Genomic DNA, 19,408 nt, shown 5'->3' with positions numbered 1-19,408 from the left:
ACGCTCCCGCACCCGCCCAAGCACCGCACGCACCGAATCCTGAGGCGAAGGGCATCACGGGATACGTTGGTCGGAAGCCGTACCGGACCCGACCGAACGGAGCCCGAGATGCCCTTCGCCCGACTGGCCACAGCAACAACCCCCACCTGCCACATCGGACTGGGCCTCGCCGCAGTGGGTCGCCCCGGCTACATCAACCTCGGCCGGGACGAGGACCTTGGAGCGGACCGCAGCGTGGAAACGCTCCGCACCCGCACCCATGACCTCCTCGACGCCGCGTACGCGCAGGGCGTCCGTTACTTCGACGCGGCCCGCTCCTACGGCCGCTCCGAGGAGTTCCTCGCCGACTGGCTCAAGGCGAGGCCGGACGTCGACGACGTCGTCGTAGGGAGCAAATGGGGCTACACCTACACGGCCGACTGGTCGACGGACGCCGAGACGCACGAGGTCAAGGACCACGGCGTCCAGACGTACGACCGTCAGCGCGCCGAGACCGCCGGCCTCCTCGGTGACCGCCTCGACCTCTACCAGATCCACTCGGTGACCCCGGACAGCCCCGCTCTCACCGACAAGGAACTCCACGCCAGGCTCGCGGAAGCCGCCGCCCAGGGCGTCACCGTCGGTTTCTCCACCAGCGGCCCCGTCCAGACGGACGCGATCCGCGCCGCCCTCGCCGTCACGGTCGACGGCGACCCCCTCTTCCGGACCGTCCAGTCGACGTACAACGCCCTGGAGACCTCGGCCGCCCCCGCCCTCGCCGAAGCCCATGACGCGGGACTCACGGTGATCGTGAAGGAGGGCATGGCCAACGGCCGCCTCGCCGACCCGTACGCGCCCGACCTGCTGAAGGCCGTGGCCGCCGAGACGGGTCTCGGCTGCGACGCGGTCGCCCTCGCGCTGATTCTGCGCACGCCGTGGGCCGGCGTGGTCCTCTCCGGCGCGGCGACCGCCACCCAGCTCGCCTCCAACCTCCACGCGGCGGTCGTGGACCTGGACGAGGACCAGCTCTCCCGGCTGGCCGGGCTGACCGAGGACCCGCAGACGTACTGGGCCCACCGCGCCGCCCTGCCCTGGCACTGACCCGCCCGTGACCCACGCCACCACGTGAGTCACGCATGCTCCCTGTGAGACAATGATGTCTCAAATGGTCTATGGTTGTCTCATGGCCGTCGACCGTGACCACGTACTCCGCAGCGCCGCCGCCCTGCTGACCCGCAAATCCACCGCGACCATGGACGAGGTCGCCAAGGCCGCCGGGATCAGCCGCGCCACCCTGCACCGGCACTTCGCCGGCCGTGACGCGCTCGTCCGCGCCCTGGAGGCGCTCGGCATCGCGGAGTGCGAGACCGCGCTGGACGCGGCCCGGCTGGACGAGGGCCCGGCGAGCGACGCCGTGGAGCGTCTGGTGCGCGAGATCGAACCCGCCGCCGGACTCCTCGCCTTCCTCTACACCGAGAACCAGCTGTTCGAGGGCGAGGAGCAGAACCAGGGCTGGACCCGGATCGACGACCGCATCTCCGCGCTGTTCCGGCGCGGACAGCTCGCCGGCGAGTTCCGTATCGACCTCACGCCCGCCTGGCTCACCGAGGCGCTCTACGGCCTGCTGGCCTCCGGCGCCTGGCTGGTGCAGTCCGGCAAGGGCGCGCCCAGGGACTTCCGTCCCATGGTCGTGGGGCTGCTGCTCGGCGGCGCGCTACGACATCCCGCACAACCGAGAGAGGAATCATGACCAGCACCCTGCAGCCGGCGACCACGACCGAGGCGGTGAAGCGTCCGGACCGTTGGCTCGCGCTCTCCGTCCTCGTCCTCGCCGTGCTGCTGGTGGCCGTCGACGCGACCGTCCTCGGCCTCGCGACCCCGTACATCAGCGAGGACCTCCACCCCACCGGCACCCAGCTGCTGTGGATCGGCGACGTCTACTCCTTCGTCATCGCCGGTCTGCTGGTCTCCATGGGCAGCCTCGGCGACCGCATCGGCCGCAAGCGGATCCTGCTCGGCGGCGCCACGGCCTTCGGCCTGATCTCCGTCCTGAACGCCTACGCGACGACCCCGGAACTGATGATCGCGGCCCGCGCCCTGCTCGGCGTGGCCGGCGCGACCCTCATGCCCGCCACCCTCGCCCTCATCCGCAACCTCTTCCACGACCCCCGCGAACGCAGCCTCGCCGTCGGCATCTGGGGCGCGACGGCCTCGGCCGGCACCGCCGTCGGCCCCATCGTGGGCGGCTTCCTCCTCGAACACTTCTGGTGGGGCTCGGCCTTCCTGATCAACCTGCCCGTGATGGTGGTCCTGGTCCTGGTCGGCCTCAAGACGCTCCCCGAGTCCAAGAACCCCGACCCGGGCCCCTGGGACCTGGTCAGCGTGGCGCTGTCCCTGGTCGGCGTGATCGCCGTCGTGTACGCGGTGAAGGAGGCCGCGAGCCACGGCCCGACCTGGGGACCCCTGACGGTGGCCGTCCTCGGCCTCGCCGCCCTGTACGGCTTCGTGCGCCGCCAGCTCACCCTGCCCCGGCCGCTGCTGGACATGCGCCTGTTCCGCAGGCGGGGCTTCAGCGGCGCGGTCCTGGCCGACATGCTGACCGTGCTCGGTATGTCCGGGCTGGTCTTCTTCCTCTCCCAGTACCTGCAACTGGTGCAGGGCCGACGCCCCCTGGAGGCGGGCCTGGCCGAACTCCCCGCCGCCGCGGGCGCGGTGGTGGCCGGCCTGATAGCCGGCCGCGCGGCCCGCCGCCTCTCGGTGCGCGCGGTCGTGTCCGGCGGACTGGCGGCGATCGGTCTGGCGCTCGCGGCCCTGACCCTGATCGACACGACGACCGGCTACCCGGTCCTCGGCGCGGCCCTCCTCGCGGTCGGCGTCGGCGCCGGCTTCTCCTTCACGGTGACGGCCGACGTCATCCTGTCCTCGGTCCCCAAGGAACAGGCGGGAGCGGCCTCCGCGGTCTCCGAGACGGCGTACGAACTCGGCGCGGCCCTCGGCATCGCCGTACTCGGCTCGATCGTGACGGGCGTCTACCGCGGCTTCCCGTCCCCGCCGGGGACACCGGAGGGGGCGCACGAATCGCTGGGCGGCGCCGTGGAAGCGGCGTCGAGCATGCCCGCGGCGGACGCCGAGACCATGCTCGCCTCGGTCCGCGAGGCCTTCGTCAACGGCCTGAGCCTGGCATCGGGCGCAGGCGCGGCAGTCCTGCTGGCGACGGCAGTGGCGGCATGGTTCCTCCTGAAGGAACAGCGCCTCTAGAACGCCGGGCAGGGGGCGCAACCCAGGGGCGCGGGGAACTGCGCGAACAACCCCCACGCACCCGCACCCGACGACGAACCCCTACGCCGCCTTGGCCTTGGTCGCATACATGTCCACATACTCCTGCCCCGACAACCGCATGACCTCGGCCATCACGGAATCGGTCACAGCACGCAACACGTACCGATCCCGGTCCATCCCGTCATAACGGGAGAACTCCATCGCCTCACCGAAGCGGACCGTCACCCGCCCGGGCCGAGGCATCCCCGCCCCGCCCGGCTGCAGCTTGTCCGTGCCGATCATCGCGAACGGCACGACGGGCGCCCCGGTCATCAGCGTCAGCCGCGCGATGCCGGTGCGCCCCCGGTACAGCCTGCCGTCGGGGGAGCGGGTCCCCTCGGGGTAGATCCCGAAGACCTTCCCCTCCTCCAGGACCCGACGCCCGGTCATGAGCGCGGCCACACCTCCGCGGCCGCCGTCCCGGTCCACCGGGATCATGCCGACGCCGGTGAAGAACCAGGCCATCAGCCGGCCCTTGAGGCTCTTGCCGGTGACGTACTCGTCCTTGCCGATGAAGAAGACCTGACGGTCGCACACGAGCGGCAGGATCATCGAGTCGATGAAGGTCAGGTGGTTGCCGGCCAGGATGACCGGACCGTCGCCCGGGATGTGCTCCACGCCCTCGACCCGGGGGCGGAACATCAGGCGCATGACCGGTCCGAGCACTGCCTTGATGAGCGCGAAGCGGGACAACGGGCCCTCCGATGCCAAGGAAAAACGGTATGAGTCTGTGCAGGTGAGGACGATACTCGCGGCCCCCGGGGTGACGCACATCGGGTTCACCGAGGCCTTACGCACTGTTGACGTACGTTTACCTGGATGGCGGCACCGCCACCCGCCCGTCACCTGCGCGGAACGAACGGAGCGCCCCCGCGCAATGTGACCGGGGCGGACGACACCCCGTCAGATCCGCACCCGTCACCTGCCATCCACCGTCACCCGCGTGTTAGGACCGACGTCTCCCGACGGTCATGTCCACGCCCCTACGATCGGGCCGCACGAGGGACCGACGACAGGAGGGCCGCAATGGGATCGCAGGACGCGTGGGAGCCGAACGAGCGGATGGCCACGGGCGGGACGACCGGACGCCGGGCGCTGCTCGGCGCGGCCGTGCTCGGTGCCACCGCAGGCGTCTTCGGCCTGGCCGGCACCGCCCGCGCCGCCGAGGCCGGCCGCCCCGCCAGGGGCGGGCTCCGGAGCCTGCCGGTGCCGACGATCATCGGGCACCGCGGCGCCAGCGGCTATCGCCCCGAGCACACCTTCGGCTCCTACGAGCTGGCCCTCGACCTCGGCGCCGACATCGTGGAGGCCGGCGACCTGGTCCCCACCAGGGACGGCCATCTCGTCTGCCGCCACGAGCCGGAGATCGGCGGCACCACGGACGTCGCCGACCACCAGGAGTTCGCCGACCGCAGGACCACCAAGGTCCTCGACGGCGTCTCCGTCACCGGCTGGTTCACCGAGGACTTCACGCTCGCCGAGCTGAAGACCCTGCGCGCCGTCGAGCGCATCCCGGCCAACCGCCCGCACAACACGCTCTACGACGGCCGCTGGGAGATCCCCACCTTCGAGGAAGTCCTCAGGTGGCAGGACGAGCAGACCCGCAAGCGCGGCAGGCAGGTCTGGATCTACCCCGAGACCAAGCACCCCACCTACTTCCGCAAGCTGGGCCTCGGCCTGGAGGAGCGGGTCGCCAAGCTGCTGCACCAGCACGGCAAGGACCGGAAGAACTCGCCGGTCATCCTGCAGTCCTTCGAGCCGAGCAGCATCCAGCGCCTGAACAAGCTGGTCGACAACCCGCTCGTGGTCCTGCTGTCCGCCGCGGCCACCCGCCCCTGGGACTTCGTCGAGGCGGGTGACCCCCGCACGGTCGCCGACCTGATCACCCGGACCGGTCTGCGCGAGATCGCCGGCTACGCCCAGGGCATCGGCCCCACCCTCGACCTGGTCATCCCGAAGGACGCGAGCGGCAACCTCACCACCCCCACCACCCTGGTGAAGGACGCCCACGCCGTCGGCCTGATCCTGCACCCGTACACCATGCGCAACGAGAACCCCTTCCTCCCGGCGAACTTCCGCAAGGGCACGGACGTGGACGCCTACGGCGATGTCTTCGGCGCCTTCCGCACCTACTTCGCGACCGGCATCGACGGCGTCTTCACCGACAACGCCGACACCGGCGTCCTGGCCCGCGCGGACTTCGTCAACGGCTGAGTCCCCGTTGGAGTGACATCCGGCCGCGCGGGCAACCAGCCGCCCGCGCGGCCGCATCGTCCGGCACATGACGCACGACCTGCTCACCGACCTGCGCCCCCTGCTCACCGCCGAGACCGCCGCCGAGGCCCACGCCACCGGCACCGAACCGGGAGACCTGGAACAGGCGGTCTGGCTCCGCCTCCTGGAGCACCTCGCCACCGACGGCCCGCCGCTCGACCCCGCGGGCTGGCTGCGCCGGGCGGTGCGCGCCGAGGTCCGCCGCACCCGCCGCCCGACCCGCTTCGAGCAGCCGTACGAGACCGACCCGGCCGACGACCGCGACCGCGGCCCCGAGCAGCTCGCCCTCGCCGCCGCCCGCCGCCGCGCCCTGCGCGAGGCGGTGCGCCGCCTCCCCGGCCGCTGCCCCCGCCTCCTCGAGGCGCTGCTCTCTCCCGAGGACCCCACCTACCAGGAGATCGCGGGTGAGTTGGGTATCTCACAGGGCAGTATCGGCCCGGAACGTTCCAGATGTCTGGCATGTCTGAGGCGTTTGCTTGCACCGGAGGTTGCGGCCCGCCAACTGCGGGGATAGGAGTGAGGGACCAAAGGCGATCAGGTGAGCGGGAGGCGTGCGCACATGGGCATGAGCGTGACCATCTCGGTGGCGACCGAGCAGGATGCCGAGCAGATCTTCGTGCTGCAGTACCTGTGTTTCCAGAGCGAAGCCGCGCTGTACGGCAACTACCGCATCGCCCCGCTCGTCCAGACCCTGGACTCGGTCAAGGAGGAACTCGTCTCCGACTGCGTCTACGTGGCACGGCTCGGCGACGAGGTGGTCGGTTCGGTCCGCGGGCACATCACCGAGGACGGCGCCGCCTCCATCGGCCGTCTCTGCGTCCACCCCCGACTCCAGGGCCACGGCATCGGCGCCCGCCTCCTGCGCGCCGCCGAAGCGGCCCTCTCCGAGGAGCGCGGCGCCAAGAAGTTCCGCCTCCACACCGGCCACCGCAGCGAGGGCAACCTGCGCCTCTACCGCCGGGTCGGCTACGAGACGGTGGGCACGGCCGAGGGCACGGACGGAGTCCCGATGATCGTCCTGGAGAAGGCGGTCGGCGAGTACGCGGCTACGGCTTAGCCGTACGGGACGGGCGCAGCCAGTACAGGGCGGAGAGCGGCAGCAGCACGGGAATGAACACGTAGCCCATGCCGTAGTCGGACCAGACCGTCGCGTCCGGGAAGGCCGACGGCTCGATCAGGGTCCAGGTGCCGACCACCAGCACACCCGCGAGTTCGGCGGCACAGCACAGCTGCGCCGCCCTGCGCGCCCTCTCCCCGCCCCGCACCAGCGAGTACGTGATGAATCCGTACACCACGCCGGCGACGGCCGACAGTGTGTAGGCGAGCGGCGCCCGGTCGAACTCCGTGGCGATCTGGTACGCCGACCGCGACACCGCGCCGACGACCATCACGCCGTAGAACCACACCAGCACCAGGCCGGGCCCGCCGATCAGCCGGGCCGGCTTCTCCTGAACGGCCGTCATCTCAGCCTCCCCAGATGTCGTAGAGCCGTACTTCCAGGACCGCGAGCACGACCGCCGACGCGGCGACCGTCACCGACCCCCACCGCGTCCGCTCGGACAGCGACATGAGCCCCGCGGCCGGCACGCACGCGAACGCGCCCAGCAGATACGCCACGAAGATCGTCGTGCCCTGCGCCGGCTGCTGGCCCCACGCCAGCAGCACGACCCCGATCACCAGCTGCATCAGCGCCAGCACCGAGACCACGGCCATCCCCATGAAGTGCCAGTCCTTCGTCGGCTGGTCACGATGGGCCGCCCAGCCGCACCAGGCGGCGAGCAGCAGCGCGGCGACGCCGGTCACCAGCGTCAGGACATCAAGCATGCAGCGACCTTATTACGCCGTATGCGCCACCCTGCGGCGGGCCCCGCGCTGTCCATGACTGTCCACGTCTGTCCAGCATGCGGACAAGCGTTTCACTGTCAGCACCGTACGTCTGGTTTACTGATGCACATGACCACGACGAGCAGCCGCACCCCTGCGACCGAGGCGAACCTGACGCCCGGCGTGCGCTGTATGTGTCGTATGTGTCGAATGTGCGCCTGCTAGCAGGCCCCCGCACCACCCTCCGAGCCTCCGCTCCGCGCACCTGTTCTCTCCCTCCACACCGCAGCGAGAGACGTGCCGCGTCCCTGAACGAACGCATCCGTGCGCCCGGGCACACCCACGCCCGCGCACTCGACAGTGACGGAAAACCCACGTGATCACCACCACAGGCCTCACCAAGGTCTACCGCTCACGCGGCCGTGAGGTCACCGCCTTGGACGGCGTCGACCTGCACGTCCGCGAAGGCGAGGTGTACGGCGTCATCGGCCAGTCCGGCGCCGGCAAGTCCTCGCTGATCCGCTGCGTCAACCTCCTGGAGCGCCCCACCGCCGGCACGGTCACCGTCGCCGGCCAGGACCTCACCGCCCTCGCCGGCCGCGGACAGCGGGCCGGCCGGGAACTGCGGCAGGCCCGCAGCCGGATCGGCATGGTCTTCCAGCACTTCAACCTGCTGTCCTCGCGGACCGTCCAGGACAACGTCGAACTCCCGCTGGAGATCCTCGGCGTCTCCGGCAGGGAACGCTCCCGCAAGGCGCTGGACCTGCTCGACCTCGTCGGACTCGCCGACAAGGCCAGGTCCTACCCGGCCCAGCTCTCCGGCGGCCAGAAGCAGCGCGTCGGCATCGCCCGCGCCCTCGCCGGCGACCCCAAGGTGCTGCTGTCCGACGAGGCGACCAGCGCGCTCGACCCCGAGACCACCCGCTCCATCCTCCAGCTGCTGCGCGACCTGAACCGGCAGCTCGGCCTCACCGTGCTGCTCATCACCCACGAGATGGACGTGGTCAAGTCGGTCTGCGACTCCGCCGCCCTCATGGAGCGCGGCCGGATCGTGGAGTCCGGCACGGTCGGTGAACTGCTCGCCACCCCCGGCTCCGAACTGGCCGCCGCCCTCTTCCCGGTCGGCGGCGAGGCCACCGGCGAGGACCGCACCGTGGTCGACGTCACCTTCCACGGCGAGAGCGCCACCCAGCCGGTCATCTCCCAGCTCTCGCGCACCTACAACATCGACATCTCCATCCTCGGCGCCGCCATCGACACCGTCGGCGGACTCCAGGTCGGCCGGATGCGCATCGAACTGCCCGGCCGTTACGAGGACAACGTCGTACCGATCGGCTTCCTGCGCGAACTGGGCCTGCAGATCGACGTACTGCTCGCGGAGGGCGCCAAGTGACCTGGTCGGAAACGCAGCCCCTGCTGTCGCAGGCCTGTTGGGACACCCTCTACATGGTCGGCTGGTCCACCCTCATAGCCGTCGCCGGCGGACTCCCGCTCGGCCTCCTCCTCGTCCTCACCGACAAGGGCGGACTGCTCCAGAACGTCGTCGCCAACAAGGTGACCGGGCAGATCGTGAACATCGCCCGCTCGATGCCGTTCATCATCCTGATGGTGGCGCTGATGGGCTTCACCCGCACCCTCACCGGCACGACCATCGGCCGTGAGGCCGCCATCGTGCCGCTCGCCATCGGCGCCATCCCGTTCTTCGCCCGCCTGGTCGAGACGGCCGTCCGCGAAGTGGACGGCGGACTCGTCGAGGCCGTGCAGTCGATGGGAGGCAACACCTGGACCGTCGTCCGCAAGGTCCTCGTCCCCGAGTCGCTGCCCTCGCTCATCTCCTCCACGACCACCACGGTCGTCGCCCTCATCGGCTACTCGGCCATGGCCGGCACGGTCGGCGCCGGAGGCCTCGGCGACATCGCCATCCGCTACGGCTACCAGCGCTTCGAGACCGACCTGATGTGGATCACCGTCGCGATCCTCGCCGTCGTCATCTCCCTCATCCAGTTCGCCGGCGACTGGGCCGCCCGCTCCCTGCACCGCCGCGGCGGCCGCTCCGGCCCCGCCCCGAAGCTACGGCTGCTGAAGACCGCCGAACCGGCGAAGACCGACATCGGCAAGGTCGCCTGAGCGCGACCCGCGCCGACACCTCCTGAACTCCCCGCACACCCACCGCGGGGCCGCACCACCCCTAGGAAAGGCACTTTTCGTGCGTAACACCGCCAAGATCACCACCGCCGTCCTCGCCGCCGGAGCCCTCACCCTCGGACTCAGCGCCTGCGGCTCGGACAAGGACTCCGGCAGCACCGACGCCGACGCCAAGCTGACCGTCGCGGCCACCCCCACCCCGCAGGGCGAGATCCTCACCTACATCAAGGACAACCTCGCCAAGAAGGCCGGCCTCGACCTGGAGGTCAAGGAGTTCACCGACTACGTGACCCCCAACACGGCCGTCCAGCAGGGCGAGGTCGACGCCAACTACTTCCAGCACCAGCCGTACCTCACCGACTTCAACAAGAAGAACGGCACCGACATCGTCGCCGTGCCCGGCGCCACCGTGCACCTGGAGCCGCTCGGCCTGTACTCCCAGGACGTCAAGAAGCTCGACGACCTGAAGAAGGGCGCCACCGTCGCCCTGCCGAACGACACCACCAACGAGGCCCGCGCGCTGAAGCTGCTCGAGGCCAACGGCCTGATCGAGCTGAAGTCCGGCGTCGGCTACGACGCCACCCCCAAGGACGTCACCGCCAACCCCAGGAACCTCGAGTTCAAGGAGCTGGAGGCGGCCCAGCTGCCGCGCTCCCTGGCCGACGTCGACGCCGCGGTGATCAACGGCAACTACGCGCTGGAGGCCGACCTCAGCCCCGCGAAGGACGCCCTCGTCGCCGAGTCCGCCCAGGACAACCCGTACGCCAACTTCCTCGCCGTGAAGAAGGGCGACGAGGACGACCCGCGGATCCAGAAGCTCGCCGAGCTGCTCACCTCGCCCGAGGTGAAGAAGTTCATCGAGGACAAGTACGACGGCGCCGTCGTCGCCGCGTTCTGACCGTCCGCGCCGGACGCCACCGCAACCCACGGGGTCCGCTCCCTCACGAAGGGTGGGGACCCCGTGGTGCCGTTCGGCCGCTTCATGCTGCATGCTGGGCAGTTCAGCGGGTCCTGACGGTCCGGTAGGTACAGGATCGGTCGGGCACCGAGGTTTCGAAGGCTACGGAGCGGCTTCATGACGAGCACCTTCCCCACCATCTCCATCAGCACGGAGCGGTTGGTGCTGCGGCCCCTCGACGAGGACGACGTGCCCGCCCTGGCCGAGATGATGAACGACGAGCAGATCGGCGCCTGGACAGGCGTCCCGCAGCCCTACAGTCAACAGGCCGCCCACCGCTGGGTCACGGAGGACGCGCCCGACGAACGCACGGCCGGACGCGGCCTCGCCCTCGCCGTCACCGAGTTCCTCACCCAGCGGCTCGTCGGCGTCATCCAGCTCACCAGGACCGACTGGCACGTCCGGTCCACCGAACTGTCGTACATCGTCGCCTCCTGGGCCCGCGGCGAGGGCTACGCCTCCGAGGCCGCGCTCGCCACCGCCCAGTGGCTGTTCACCGACCAGAAGTTCGAACGCATCGAGCTGCGCACGGCCGCCGACAACACCGCCTCCCAGCAGGTCGCGCAGAAGATCGGCTGTATCAGCGAGGGCGTCCTGCGCGGCGCCTGCATAGCCCGGGCCCGCGCCGAGGACGACACCTGGACCGAGGTGCGCACCGACTACATCGTGTGGAGCCTGCTGCCCGAGGACATCGAGGGCGCCGGCGACCAGCTCGCCGAGGGCGGCGGCTTCACCTCGTACACCGACTGGAACTGACCCCGGCCCGGTGCTCGGGCGGCGGCCCGCCCCGCGTGACCAGGTACCCTCACGGAGCCCGCTGCCTGCGTGAACCCCCGGGAGACTGAGGACGATGGCCGACCGCGTCACCGTGATCGGCTGGGACGGCTCGCCGCTGACCGCCGCGGCCCGCTCGGCACTCGGCGCCGCCACGCTCGTGGCCGGCGCCGCCCACCACCTGGCGCTGCCCGAGGTCCCGCCCGCCGCCGAGCGCATCCGCCTGGGCAGCGTCTCCCTCGCCGCCCGCCGGATCGCCGGCCACCGGGGCACCGCGGTCGTCCTCGCCGACGGGGACCCGGGCTTCTTCGGCGTCGTACGCACCCTGCGCGCACCCGAGTTCGGCCTGGAGGTCGAGGTCGTCCCGGCCGTCTCCTCCGTCGCCACCGCCTTCGCCCGCGCCGGCATGCCCTGGGACGACGCCGAGGTCGTCGTCGCCCACCGGCGCACCCTGCGCCGCGCCGTCAACGTCTGCCGCGCCCACACCAAGGTCGCCGTCCTCACCTCGCCCGGTGCCGGTCCCGCCGAGCTCGGCCTGCTCCTGGAGGGCGTGCACCGCACCTTCGTGATCTGCGAGGAACTCGGCACCGACCGCGAGCGGGTCAGCGTCCTCACCTCCGACAAGGCCGTCGACCACACCTGGCGCGACCCCAACGTCGTCATCGTCATCGGCGGCCCGGTGACCGTCGGCGACGGCGGCGGCTGGCTCGCCGGGCGCGACCCGGCCGCCGGACCGCGCGGCTGGACCCTGCCCGCCGAGGCCTACGGCGGCGACCTCGGCGAGGGCGAGTCGGACCTGCTGCGCGCGGCCCAACTCGCCCGGCTCGGACCACGTGTCGGCGACCTCGTCTGGGACATCGGCTGCGGCAGCGGCGCCTTCGCCACCGAGGCCGCGCGGGCCGGCGCCGCCGTCCTCGCCGTCGACCGGGACCTCCAGGCCTGCGCCCGCACCGACGCCGTCGCCCGCCGCCACGGCGTCCAGCTCCAGATCGTCCGCGGCACCGCCCCGCAGGTCCTGGAGAACCTGCCCGAACCGGACGTCGTCCGGGTCGGCGGCGGGGGAGCGGCCGTGGTCTCGGCCGTCGCCGACCGCCGCCCGCAGCGCATCGTGACCCACGCGGCCACCCGCGACGCCGCCGAACGCGTCGGCCGCGACCTCACCGAGCACGGCTACCTCGTCGAGTGCGCCCTCGTGCAGTCCGTCCAACTCGACACACGGCACTGGACGGAGACCGAACGGAGTGTCGCGTTCCTGCTCAGCGGGGTTCTTCCCGACCGCCGGACGTGACCCGATTCGCGGTCCCCGTGATCCGGTTGTCGTACCGCTCGCGGTAGGCTGAACGATCGTCGTACCGCTTCCGTTCGCCCGGCTGTTCGTCGGCCAATGTCCGGAAAACGCATCCCTTTTGGGGTGAGCCGTGGTACGGCAGAACCGGAGGGCGCGCAACGTGGCGCAGTCCACAGCGGCGCGACGGAGATCGACCTGTCGCGAGGCGACGACGGCCGGGACAATGCCACTGAATGGCTTTGTCGCTTTTTCGGGCGGTCGTTCGTGCCGCTGGGCACGGACGCTCGTTCTTCACTACGGGGCGATCGGTGCGCCGTTCCGGGTGAGCTGGTCGTAGGAGCACTAAACCGATGGGCGAGGGGTACGCATGACCGACACCGGCCAGGTCCCGGGCGAGGGGCTGCCGGAGAACGCAGGCACGGTGGAACAGCCGGGCGCCTCCGCGCACGGCGCGTACACCTACCTCTCCGAGACCACCGCCGAGGACGAAGACCTGTTGCTGCTGCCGGGCGCCCAGAGCGCCTGGGGCAACGAGGTGGCGCCGCCCGCGCCCGAGCCGGTCGTCGAGACGGTCCACGAGCCCGGCCCGCACGAGCTCTCCGGCCGCGACAGCGGCTCGGTCGACCTCAGCGGCGTACGGCTGCCCGGCCCCGCCGCGCCCCCGCAGCCGGCCCCGCGCCGGCCCCTCCACCTGGGCCCGCCGATCCCCGACGCCTCCGCCAGCCCGGTCCGCTCCCTCGCCGACCGCGGCCCGGCCGGCGCCCCCGTGCGCCACCCGGTCCAGCCCCCCTCCGGTCCCGAGTACCTCGACGTCCCGCCCCTGCGTGAGACGCCTCCGCAGGGGGCCGCGCCCTGGGGCGCCGCGGCCCAGGGCGCGGCCCCGGGACCCGCTCCGCTGGGAGTCGCCGACGCCGTCGTGGCGCGCGTGGCGACCGAGGCGATCGCCGCGCAGGGGGCACTCCATGCCGAGGCCGCGTACGGCGGAAGCGGTGGCGGTGCCGACGACGTCATGTCTACGACCCCTGCGGCGCCGGTGCCCGGTGCCGCGAGCGTGGATCCCGTGCGGATGCCCGCCCTGGCGGCACCGGTCGGGGCCGGGCCGTACTCCCCGACCGCGTCCGGGGTCGTCGACCCCGGCCAGCTGCTCGGAGCGGCGCTGATCGCCGAGGGCGAGCAGGATGTCGCCGACGAGGTGGTGGAGACGGGTCCGGCCGAGCCGGTGGCCGCGCCGCCGGTCGAGGTGACGCCCGCCCCGGAGGTCCCCGAGGCGGTGGTTTTGGCCGCGCCGGAGCCGCAGGCGTCCGAGGTGAGTGTCGCGGAGGTTCCGCAGATGCCTGAGGTCGGCCCTGCCGAGGCGGTTGCGGTTACCGCGGTGGAGCAGCCGGTGGTCGTGCCCGAGGCCGTACAGGCACCGGACGAGGCCCTTTCCGGCATGGCGGAGGTCACCGAAGCCGCGGAGGTCGCGGAGGTCGCGGAGGTCGCGGAGGTCGCGGAGGTCGCGGAGGTCGCCGAACCGGTGGAGGCACCCGTACCCGAAGTGGTCGAGGCCCCCGTTGCGCCCGAGCCCGAGCCCGAGGCGGCCCAGCCGACCGAGGTGCCCGCACCCGAGGCCGAGGCTGAGGGCGAGACCGTTGACACCGTCGAGACGGCGTCCGAGGTGCCGGTCCCGGACGCGACGGTCGTGCCGGACGCGACCGTGGTGCCGGACGCGACCGTGGTGCCGGACGAGGTCTCCGCGCCGGTCGAGGCCCCCGCACCGGTCGAGGTGCAGGCCGCCGAGACCGCCGTGCGGACCCCCGAACCGGTACGGGAAGCGGTGGCGGTCGAGCAGGAGTCTCCGGCCCCCGCCCCCGACGCCCCCGTGCTCACGCAGGACACCCACACCGCCGAGCTCCCCGCCCCAGAGGCTCCCGTCGAGGCAGCGCAGCCCGCCGAGGTCGTCGTGACGCCCGAGGTCTCCCAGCCCGTGGAGGCACCCTCCCCACCTGTGGAGGCTCTCCCCGCACCCGTCGAGGTCGTCGCGCCGGTCGAGGTCGAAGCGGCGCAGCCCGCCGAGCCTGCCGAGCCCGCCGTGGCCCCGCCGGCCGAACCGGAGGCGCCGCAGCCGCAGGCCGAGCCCGTCGCAGAGGTCCACCCCGCCCCCGAGCAGGCCGAGACCGCCGAGTCGACCCCGGACGCGCAGCCGGAACCGCAGCCGGAGCCGGAGCCGGAACCGCAGCCGGAGCCGGAGGCGACCGCGGAGCCCGAGCAGCCGCTCGCCCCCGCCGCCTCCCACCAGTCGGACCCCGCATCTCAGCACCTGGACGCCCTTGCGCCGCCCCCGGAGCCGGAGACGCCGGTCGAAGCTGTCGCGGCGGCCGCGGCGGAGGTCCCCGTGGAGGTCCCCGCGGAGCCCCGGGCGATCCCCGCTCCTCCCGCCCCGCAGCCGGACCAGCCCGTGGGCGCGTTCGTGCCGGTCGAGGGCACCGTGCCGACCACTCCGCACCTCGCCCCGGTCCCGTCTCAGGCCGTACACCTCCCCACGGAGGAGGGGCAGCCCGCCGAGGCACCGGTGGAGGCGCCCGCCGCCACGGTGACTCCCGAGCGGCCCACCGCTCCCGCGCCCACCGTCCCCGCCCCCCGCGCGGCCGACCCCGCTCCCGCCCCGGCGACCCCGGACCCGGAGCCCGCGGCCGACGTTCAGGCCGACCCCGACCCCGAGGTCGCGCAGAGTCCGGAGGACCTGGAAACCAGGGCCGCCGACCAGGAAGAGAGCCCGGCCACCGTGGAAGCAGCCAGAGAGTCCACCGGCCCCGCCGCGCCCGCGTACGACGACGCCGAGCGCGAGGCCGTCCTGAAGGTCATGCGCGAGCGCCGTGACATCCGCAACGGCTTCCGCGGCGACCCCATCCCGCACGAGGTGCTGCTGCGTGTCCTGGAGGCCGCCCACACCGCGCCCTCCGTCGGCCACTCGCAGCCCTGGGACTTCGTCGTCATCCGCTCCGCCGACACACGGCGCGCGATGCACGAACTGGCGATGCGTCAGCGCGACGCCTACGCCAAGTCCCTCCCCAAGGGCCGGGCGAAGCAGTTCAAGGAACTGAAGATCGAGGCCATCCTCGAGACCCCCGTGAACATCGTGGTCACCGCCGACCCGACGCGCGGCGGCCGGCACACCCTGGGCCGGCACACCCAACCGCAGATGGCGCCGTACTCCTCCGCGCTCGCGGTGGAGAACCTCTGGCTCGCGGCGCGCGCCGAGGGCCTCGGCGTCGGCTGGGTCAGCTTCTTCGACGAGCGCGAGATGGTCCGCGCCCTCGGCCTGCCCGAGCACCTCGAAGTGGTCGCCTACCTCTGTGTCGGCTACGTCGACGAGTTCCCGCCCGAGCCCGAGCTGATGCAGGCCGGCTGGGCCAAGCGCCGCCCGCTGTCCTGGGTCGTGCACGAGGAGACGTACGGACGTCGCGCGCTGCCCGGCGAGGACCCGCACGATCTGCTCGGCGAAACCGTCGCCAGCGTCCGCCCGCTCGACGCCAAGGCGCTCGGCGAGGCCTGGGAGCGGCAGAAGCGGATGACGAAGCCGGCCGGGGCGCTCGGCATGCTGGAGATCATCTCCGCACAGCTGTCGGGTCTGTCCCGGCAGTGCCCGCCGCCGATCCCGGAGCCCGCGGCCGTCGCGATCTTCGCGGGCGACCACGGTGTCCACGCCCAGGGCGTCACCCCCTGGCCGCAGGAGGTGACGGCCCAGATGGTCGCCAACTTCCTCGGCGGGGGAGCGGTCTGCAACGCCTTCGCGAGCCAGGTGGGCGCGGAGGTCTGCGTGGTGGACGTCGGTGTGGCCACCGACCTCCCGGCGACCCCCGGCCTCCTGCCCCGCAAGGTGCGGGCCGGCACGTCCGACATGACCACGGGCCCCGCGATGACCCGCGAGGAGGCCAAGCAGGCCATCGAGGTGGGCATCGAGACCGCCCGCGACCTGGTGGCGGCCGGCAACAAGGCGCTGCTGACGGGCGAGATGGGCATCGCCAACACGACCGCCTCGGCGGCGCTGATCTCCGTCTTCACCGGTGCGGACCCCTCCGAGGTCACGGGCCGGGGCACCGGCATCAACGACGAGACCCTCGCGCGCAAGACCGAGGTGGTCCGCCGTGCCCTCGAACTCCACCAGCCGGACCCGGCCGACCCGATCGGCGTCCTGGCGGCGATCGGCGGTTTCGAGCACGCGGCGATGGTCGGCCTCCTGCTCGGCGGCGCGTCCCTGCGGACCCCGGTGATCCTGGACGGCGTCAGCGCCGGCGCGGCGGCCCTGGTCGCCCGGGCGATCGCCCCCGAGGTCCTCGCGGCCTGCATCGCCGGCCACCGCAGCGCGGAGCCGGGCCATGTGGCGGCCCTCAACAAGCTCGGCCTGCGCCCCCTGGTCGACCTCGACCTCCGCCTCGGCGAAGGCACCGGCGCCCTCCTGGCCCTCCCCCTGGTCCAGAGCACGGCAAGGGCCATGCACGAGGTGGCGACCTTCGACTCGGCGGGGGTCACCGAGAAGTAGGTCGTGAAGGGGCCGACGGCAACTCGGCAACCGGGTGTGGTGGTGCCCACTGCCGTGCACACGGCCACGACGCTCAGCCACTGGACACCTGAGCCGCCACACCCCACCGCAGCATAAAATCCGCACGTCAGGGCCACCCACGCCGCGATAGGGAGCCGCACCTTCATGGCCGAACACCCCGCCTACCCCGTAGGCCTCCGCCTCACCGGCCGCAGGGTCGTCGTCCTCGGCGCCGGCCAGGTTGCCCAGCGCCGCCTCCCCGCCCTCATCGCCGCGGGCGCGGACATCCACCTCGTGTCGCCCGAGGCGACCCCCTCCGTCGAGGCGATGGCGGACGCGGGCGAGCTCACCTGGCACCGGCGCCCCTACACCGAGGGCGACCTCGCGGACGCCTGGTACGCCCTGATCGCCACCAGCGACCCCGCCGCGAACGAACAGGCCTCGGCCGAAGCGGAAGCGCGCCGCGTGTGGTGCGTCCGCTCCGACGACGCGGACCGGGCGACCGCCTGGACCCCGGCCACCGGCACCAGCGAGGGCGTCACCGTCGCCGTCCTCACCACGGACGCCAAGGGCCGCGACCCCCGCCACACCGCCGCCATCCGGGACGCCGTCGTGGCGGGTCTGCGCGACGGCACGCTCGTCGCCCCCCACCACCGCACCCGCACCCCCGGCGTCGCCCTGGTCGGCGGCGGCCCCGGCGACCCCGATCTGATCACGGTCCGCGGCCGTCGGCTCCTCGCCGAGGCCGACGTCGTCATCGCCGACCGCCTCGGCCCGCGCGACCTCCTCGCCGAACTCCCCCCGCAGGTCGAGGTGATCGACGCGGCGAAGATCCCGTACGGCCGTTACATGGCCCAGGAGGCCATCAACAACGCGCTGATCGAGCACGCGAAGCAGGGCAAGTCGGTGGTCCGCCTCAAGGGCGGGGACCCGTACGTCTTCGGCCGCGGCATGGAGGAACTCCAGGCGCTCGCCGAGGCGGGCATCCCCTGCACGGTCGTCCCCGGCATCTCCAGTTCCATCTCCGTCCCGGGCGCGGCCGGCATCCCGGTCACCCACCGCGGCGTGGCGCACGAGTTCACGGTCGTCAGCGGCCATGTGGCCCCCGACGACGAGCGCTCCCTGGTCGACTGGCCGTCCCTGGCCAGGCTCACCGGAACCCTCGTGATCCTCATGGGCGTCGACAAGATCGGGAAGATCGCCGAGACGCTGGTGGCGCACGGCAAGCCGGCCGGCACACCCGTGGCCCTGGTCCAGGAGGGCACGACCGCCGCCCAGCGCCGTGTCGACGCGACCCTGGCGACGGTGGCCGAGACGGTGCGGACCCAGGAGGTCAAGCCGCCCGCGGTCATCGTGATCGGCGAGGTGGTCGCCGTGGGCCCGCGCGCCTGGTCACCCCCGACCACGGCACGCCCCGACCTGGCTTGACGTAACCCCGGGTAACACAACCCGTTCACAGCCGTTGGCACCGCACCCAGGACAAGGCAGTATCACCCTGTGGCCGATCTCATCACCGTTGAGGACCCCGACGACCCGCGCCTGCGCGACTACACCGGCCTGACCGACGTCGAGCTGCGCCGCAAGCGCGAGCCCGCCGAGGGCCTGTTCATCGCGGAGGGCGAGAAGGTCATCAGACGGGCCAAGGACGCCGGGTACGAGATGCGGTCGATGCTGCTCTCCGCCAAGTGGGTCGACGTGATGCGCGATGTCATCGACGAGCTCCCGGCCCCGGTCTACGCCGTGAGCCCGGAGCTCGCCGAGCGCGTCACCGGCTACCACGTGCACCGGGGCGCCCTCGCCTCCATGCAGCGCAGACCGCTCCCGACGGCCGCCGAACTCCTTCAGACCGCACGCCGAGTCGTGATCATGGAGTCCGTCAACGACCACACGAACATCGGCGCGATCTTCCGCTCCGCCGCGGCCCTCGGCATGGACGCGGTCCTGCTCTCCCCGGACTGCGCCGACCCCCTCTACCGACGCAGTGTGAAGGTCTCGATGGGGGCGGTCTTCTCCGTGCCGTACGCCCGGCTGGACACCTGGCCCAAGGGGCTGGACTCGGTCCGCGAGGCCGGCTTCACCCTCCTCGCCCTCACCCCGGACGAGAAGGCCCGCTCCCTCGACGAGGCCGCCCCGCACCGGATGGACAGGGTCGCCCTGATGCTCGGCGCCGAAGGGGACGGCCTGTCCACCCAGGCCCTGGTCGCCGCCGACGAATGGGTCCGCATCCCCATGTCCCACGGCGTCGACTCCCTCAACGTGGGCGCGGCGGCGGCGGTCGCCTTCTACGCGGTGGCGACGGGCCGCCCGCGCACCTGAGGGGCCGCCA

17 protein-coding genes are annotated in these 19,408 nt (G+C 72.4%); 14 read left to right on the top strand and 3 right to left on the bottom strand.

From position 1 onward, the window contains the following. Positions 1-108 precede the first annotated feature (108 nt). The 3 genes from ACYQ8Q_RS09695 to ACYQ8Q_RS09685 all read left to right on the top strand — a co-directional run bounded on the left by ACYQ8Q_RS09695 (position 109) and on the right by ACYQ8Q_RS09685 (position 3,237). Positions 109-1,080 (top strand): aldo/keto reductase, encoded by a 972-nt coding sequence (locus ACYQ8Q_RS09695; protein ID WP_460063614.1) that lies wholly within the window; start codon positions 109-111, stop codon positions 1,078-1,080. 82 nt (positions 1,081-1,162) lie between these two features. Beyond that, positions 1,163-1,729 (top strand): TetR/AcrR family transcriptional regulator, encoded by a 567-nt coding sequence (locus tag ACYQ8Q_RS09690; RefSeq protein WP_460063612.1) that lies wholly within the window; start codon positions 1,163-1,165, stop codon positions 1,727-1,729. Next, positions 1,726-3,237, top strand: a complete 1,512-nt coding sequence (locus tag ACYQ8Q_RS09685) for an MFS transporter (RefSeq protein WP_460063610.1) — start codon at positions 1,726-1,728, stop codon at positions 3,235-3,237. The genes ACYQ8Q_RS09690 and ACYQ8Q_RS09685 overlap by 4 nt, the downstream gene beginning before the upstream one ends. A gap of 81 nt (positions 3,238-3,318) precedes the next feature. Here ACYQ8Q_RS09685 and ACYQ8Q_RS09680 read toward each other — a convergent pair whose 3' ends face one another. After that, positions 3,319-3,990: a lysophospholipid acyltransferase family protein gene (locus tag ACYQ8Q_RS09680; protein ID WP_133913638.1), complete on the bottom strand. Its 672-nt coding sequence runs from the start codon at positions 3,988-3,990 to the stop codon at positions 3,319-3,321. A 333-nt stretch (positions 3,991-4,323) separates the two neighbouring features. Between ACYQ8Q_RS09680 and ACYQ8Q_RS09675 the strand changes: the two genes are divergently transcribed. The 3 genes from ACYQ8Q_RS09675 (at position 4,324) to ACYQ8Q_RS09665 (ending at position 6,628) form a co-directional block, all read left to right on the top strand. Continuing rightward, a complete protein-coding gene (locus tag ACYQ8Q_RS09675; RefSeq protein WP_460063608.1) occupies positions 4,324-5,511 on the top strand; it encodes a glycerophosphodiester phosphodiesterase in 1,188 nt (395 codons plus the stop codon). Positions 5,512-5,578: 67 nt separating this feature from the next. Then, positions 5,579-6,085: a sigma-70 family RNA polymerase sigma factor gene (locus ACYQ8Q_RS09670; protein WP_460063605.1), complete on the top strand. Its 507-nt coding sequence runs from the start codon at positions 5,579-5,581 to the stop codon at positions 6,083-6,085. Between the two features lie 45 nt (positions 6,086-6,130). Further along, on the top strand, positions 6,131-6,628 hold the full coding sequence (locus ACYQ8Q_RS09665; protein WP_460073229.1) for a GNAT family N-acetyltransferase: 498 nt from the start codon (positions 6,131-6,133) through the stop codon (positions 6,626-6,628). On the opposite strand, the gene ACYQ8Q_RS09660 is transcribed toward ACYQ8Q_RS09665, so the two are convergent. Both ACYQ8Q_RS09660 and ACYQ8Q_RS09655 read right to left on the bottom strand, forming a co-directional pair. Beyond that, positions 6,618-7,034: a hypothetical protein gene (locus ACYQ8Q_RS09660; protein WP_460063602.1), complete on the bottom strand. Its 417-nt coding sequence runs from the start codon at positions 7,032-7,034 to the stop codon at positions 6,618-6,620. The genes ACYQ8Q_RS09665 and ACYQ8Q_RS09660 overlap by 11 nt on opposite strands. A 1-nt stretch (position 7,035) precedes the next feature. Further along, positions 7,036-7,395: a hypothetical protein gene (locus ACYQ8Q_RS09655; protein WP_460063600.1), complete on the bottom strand. Its 360-nt coding sequence runs from the start codon at positions 7,393-7,395 to the stop codon at positions 7,036-7,038. 376 nt (positions 7,396-7,771) lie between these two features. On the opposite strand from ACYQ8Q_RS09655, the gene ACYQ8Q_RS09650 reads away from it, so the two are divergent. From ACYQ8Q_RS09650 to ACYQ8Q_RS09615, 8 genes are all read left to right on the top strand, one after another. Beyond that, positions 7,772-8,788, top strand: coding sequence for a methionine ABC transporter ATP-binding protein (locus ACYQ8Q_RS09650; RefSeq protein WP_460063598.1), 1,017 nt, complete (start codon positions 7,772-7,774; stop codon positions 8,786-8,788). Continuing rightward, complete coding sequence (locus ACYQ8Q_RS09645) at positions 8,785-9,522, top strand: methionine ABC transporter permease (RefSeq protein WP_460063595.1); 738 nt, start codon at positions 8,785-8,787, stop codon at positions 9,520-9,522. Before ACYQ8Q_RS09650 ends, ACYQ8Q_RS09645 begins: the two co-directional genes overlap by 4 nt. Before the next feature lie 79 nt (positions 9,523-9,601). After that, positions 9,602-10,438 (top strand): MetQ/NlpA family ABC transporter substrate-binding protein, encoded by an 837-nt coding sequence (locus ACYQ8Q_RS09640; protein ID WP_460063593.1) that lies wholly within the window; start codon positions 9,602-9,604, stop codon positions 10,436-10,438. A gap of 177 nt (positions 10,439-10,615) precedes the next feature. Further along, positions 10,616-11,254, top strand: coding sequence for a GNAT family N-acetyltransferase (locus tag ACYQ8Q_RS09635; protein ID WP_460063590.1), 639 nt, complete (start codon positions 10,616-10,618; stop codon positions 11,252-11,254). Positions 11,255-11,348: 94 nt separating this feature from the next. Further along, a complete protein-coding gene (gene cbiE, locus ACYQ8Q_RS09630; protein WP_460063588.1) occupies positions 11,349-12,560 on the top strand; it encodes a precorrin-6y C5,15-methyltransferase (decarboxylating) subunit CbiE in 1,212 nt (403 codons plus the stop codon). A 367-nt stretch (positions 12,561-12,927) separates the two neighbouring features. Next, positions 12,928-17,082 (top strand): nicotinate-nucleotide--dimethylbenzimidazole phosphoribosyltransferase, encoded by a 4,155-nt coding sequence (gene cobT / locus ACYQ8Q_RS09625; protein WP_460063587.1) that lies wholly within the window; start codon positions 12,928-12,930, stop codon positions 17,080-17,082. Positions 17,083-17,247: 165 nt separating this feature from the next. Continuing rightward, positions 17,248-18,510, top strand: a complete 1,263-nt coding sequence (gene cobA, locus ACYQ8Q_RS09620; protein WP_460063585.1) for a uroporphyrinogen-III C-methyltransferase — start codon at positions 17,248-17,250, stop codon at positions 18,508-18,510. A 69-nt stretch (positions 18,511-18,579) separates the two neighbouring features. Next, positions 18,580-19,398, top strand: a complete 819-nt coding sequence (locus ACYQ8Q_RS09615; RefSeq protein ID WP_460063583.1) for a TrmH family RNA methyltransferase — start codon at positions 18,580-18,582, stop codon at positions 19,396-19,398. Positions 19,399-19,408: the final 10 nt, after the last annotated feature.

It is taken from the genome of Streptomyces sp. YKOK-I1 (assembly GCF_054660435.1).
This window is presented reverse-complemented; position numbering and strand designations above follow the sequence as displayed.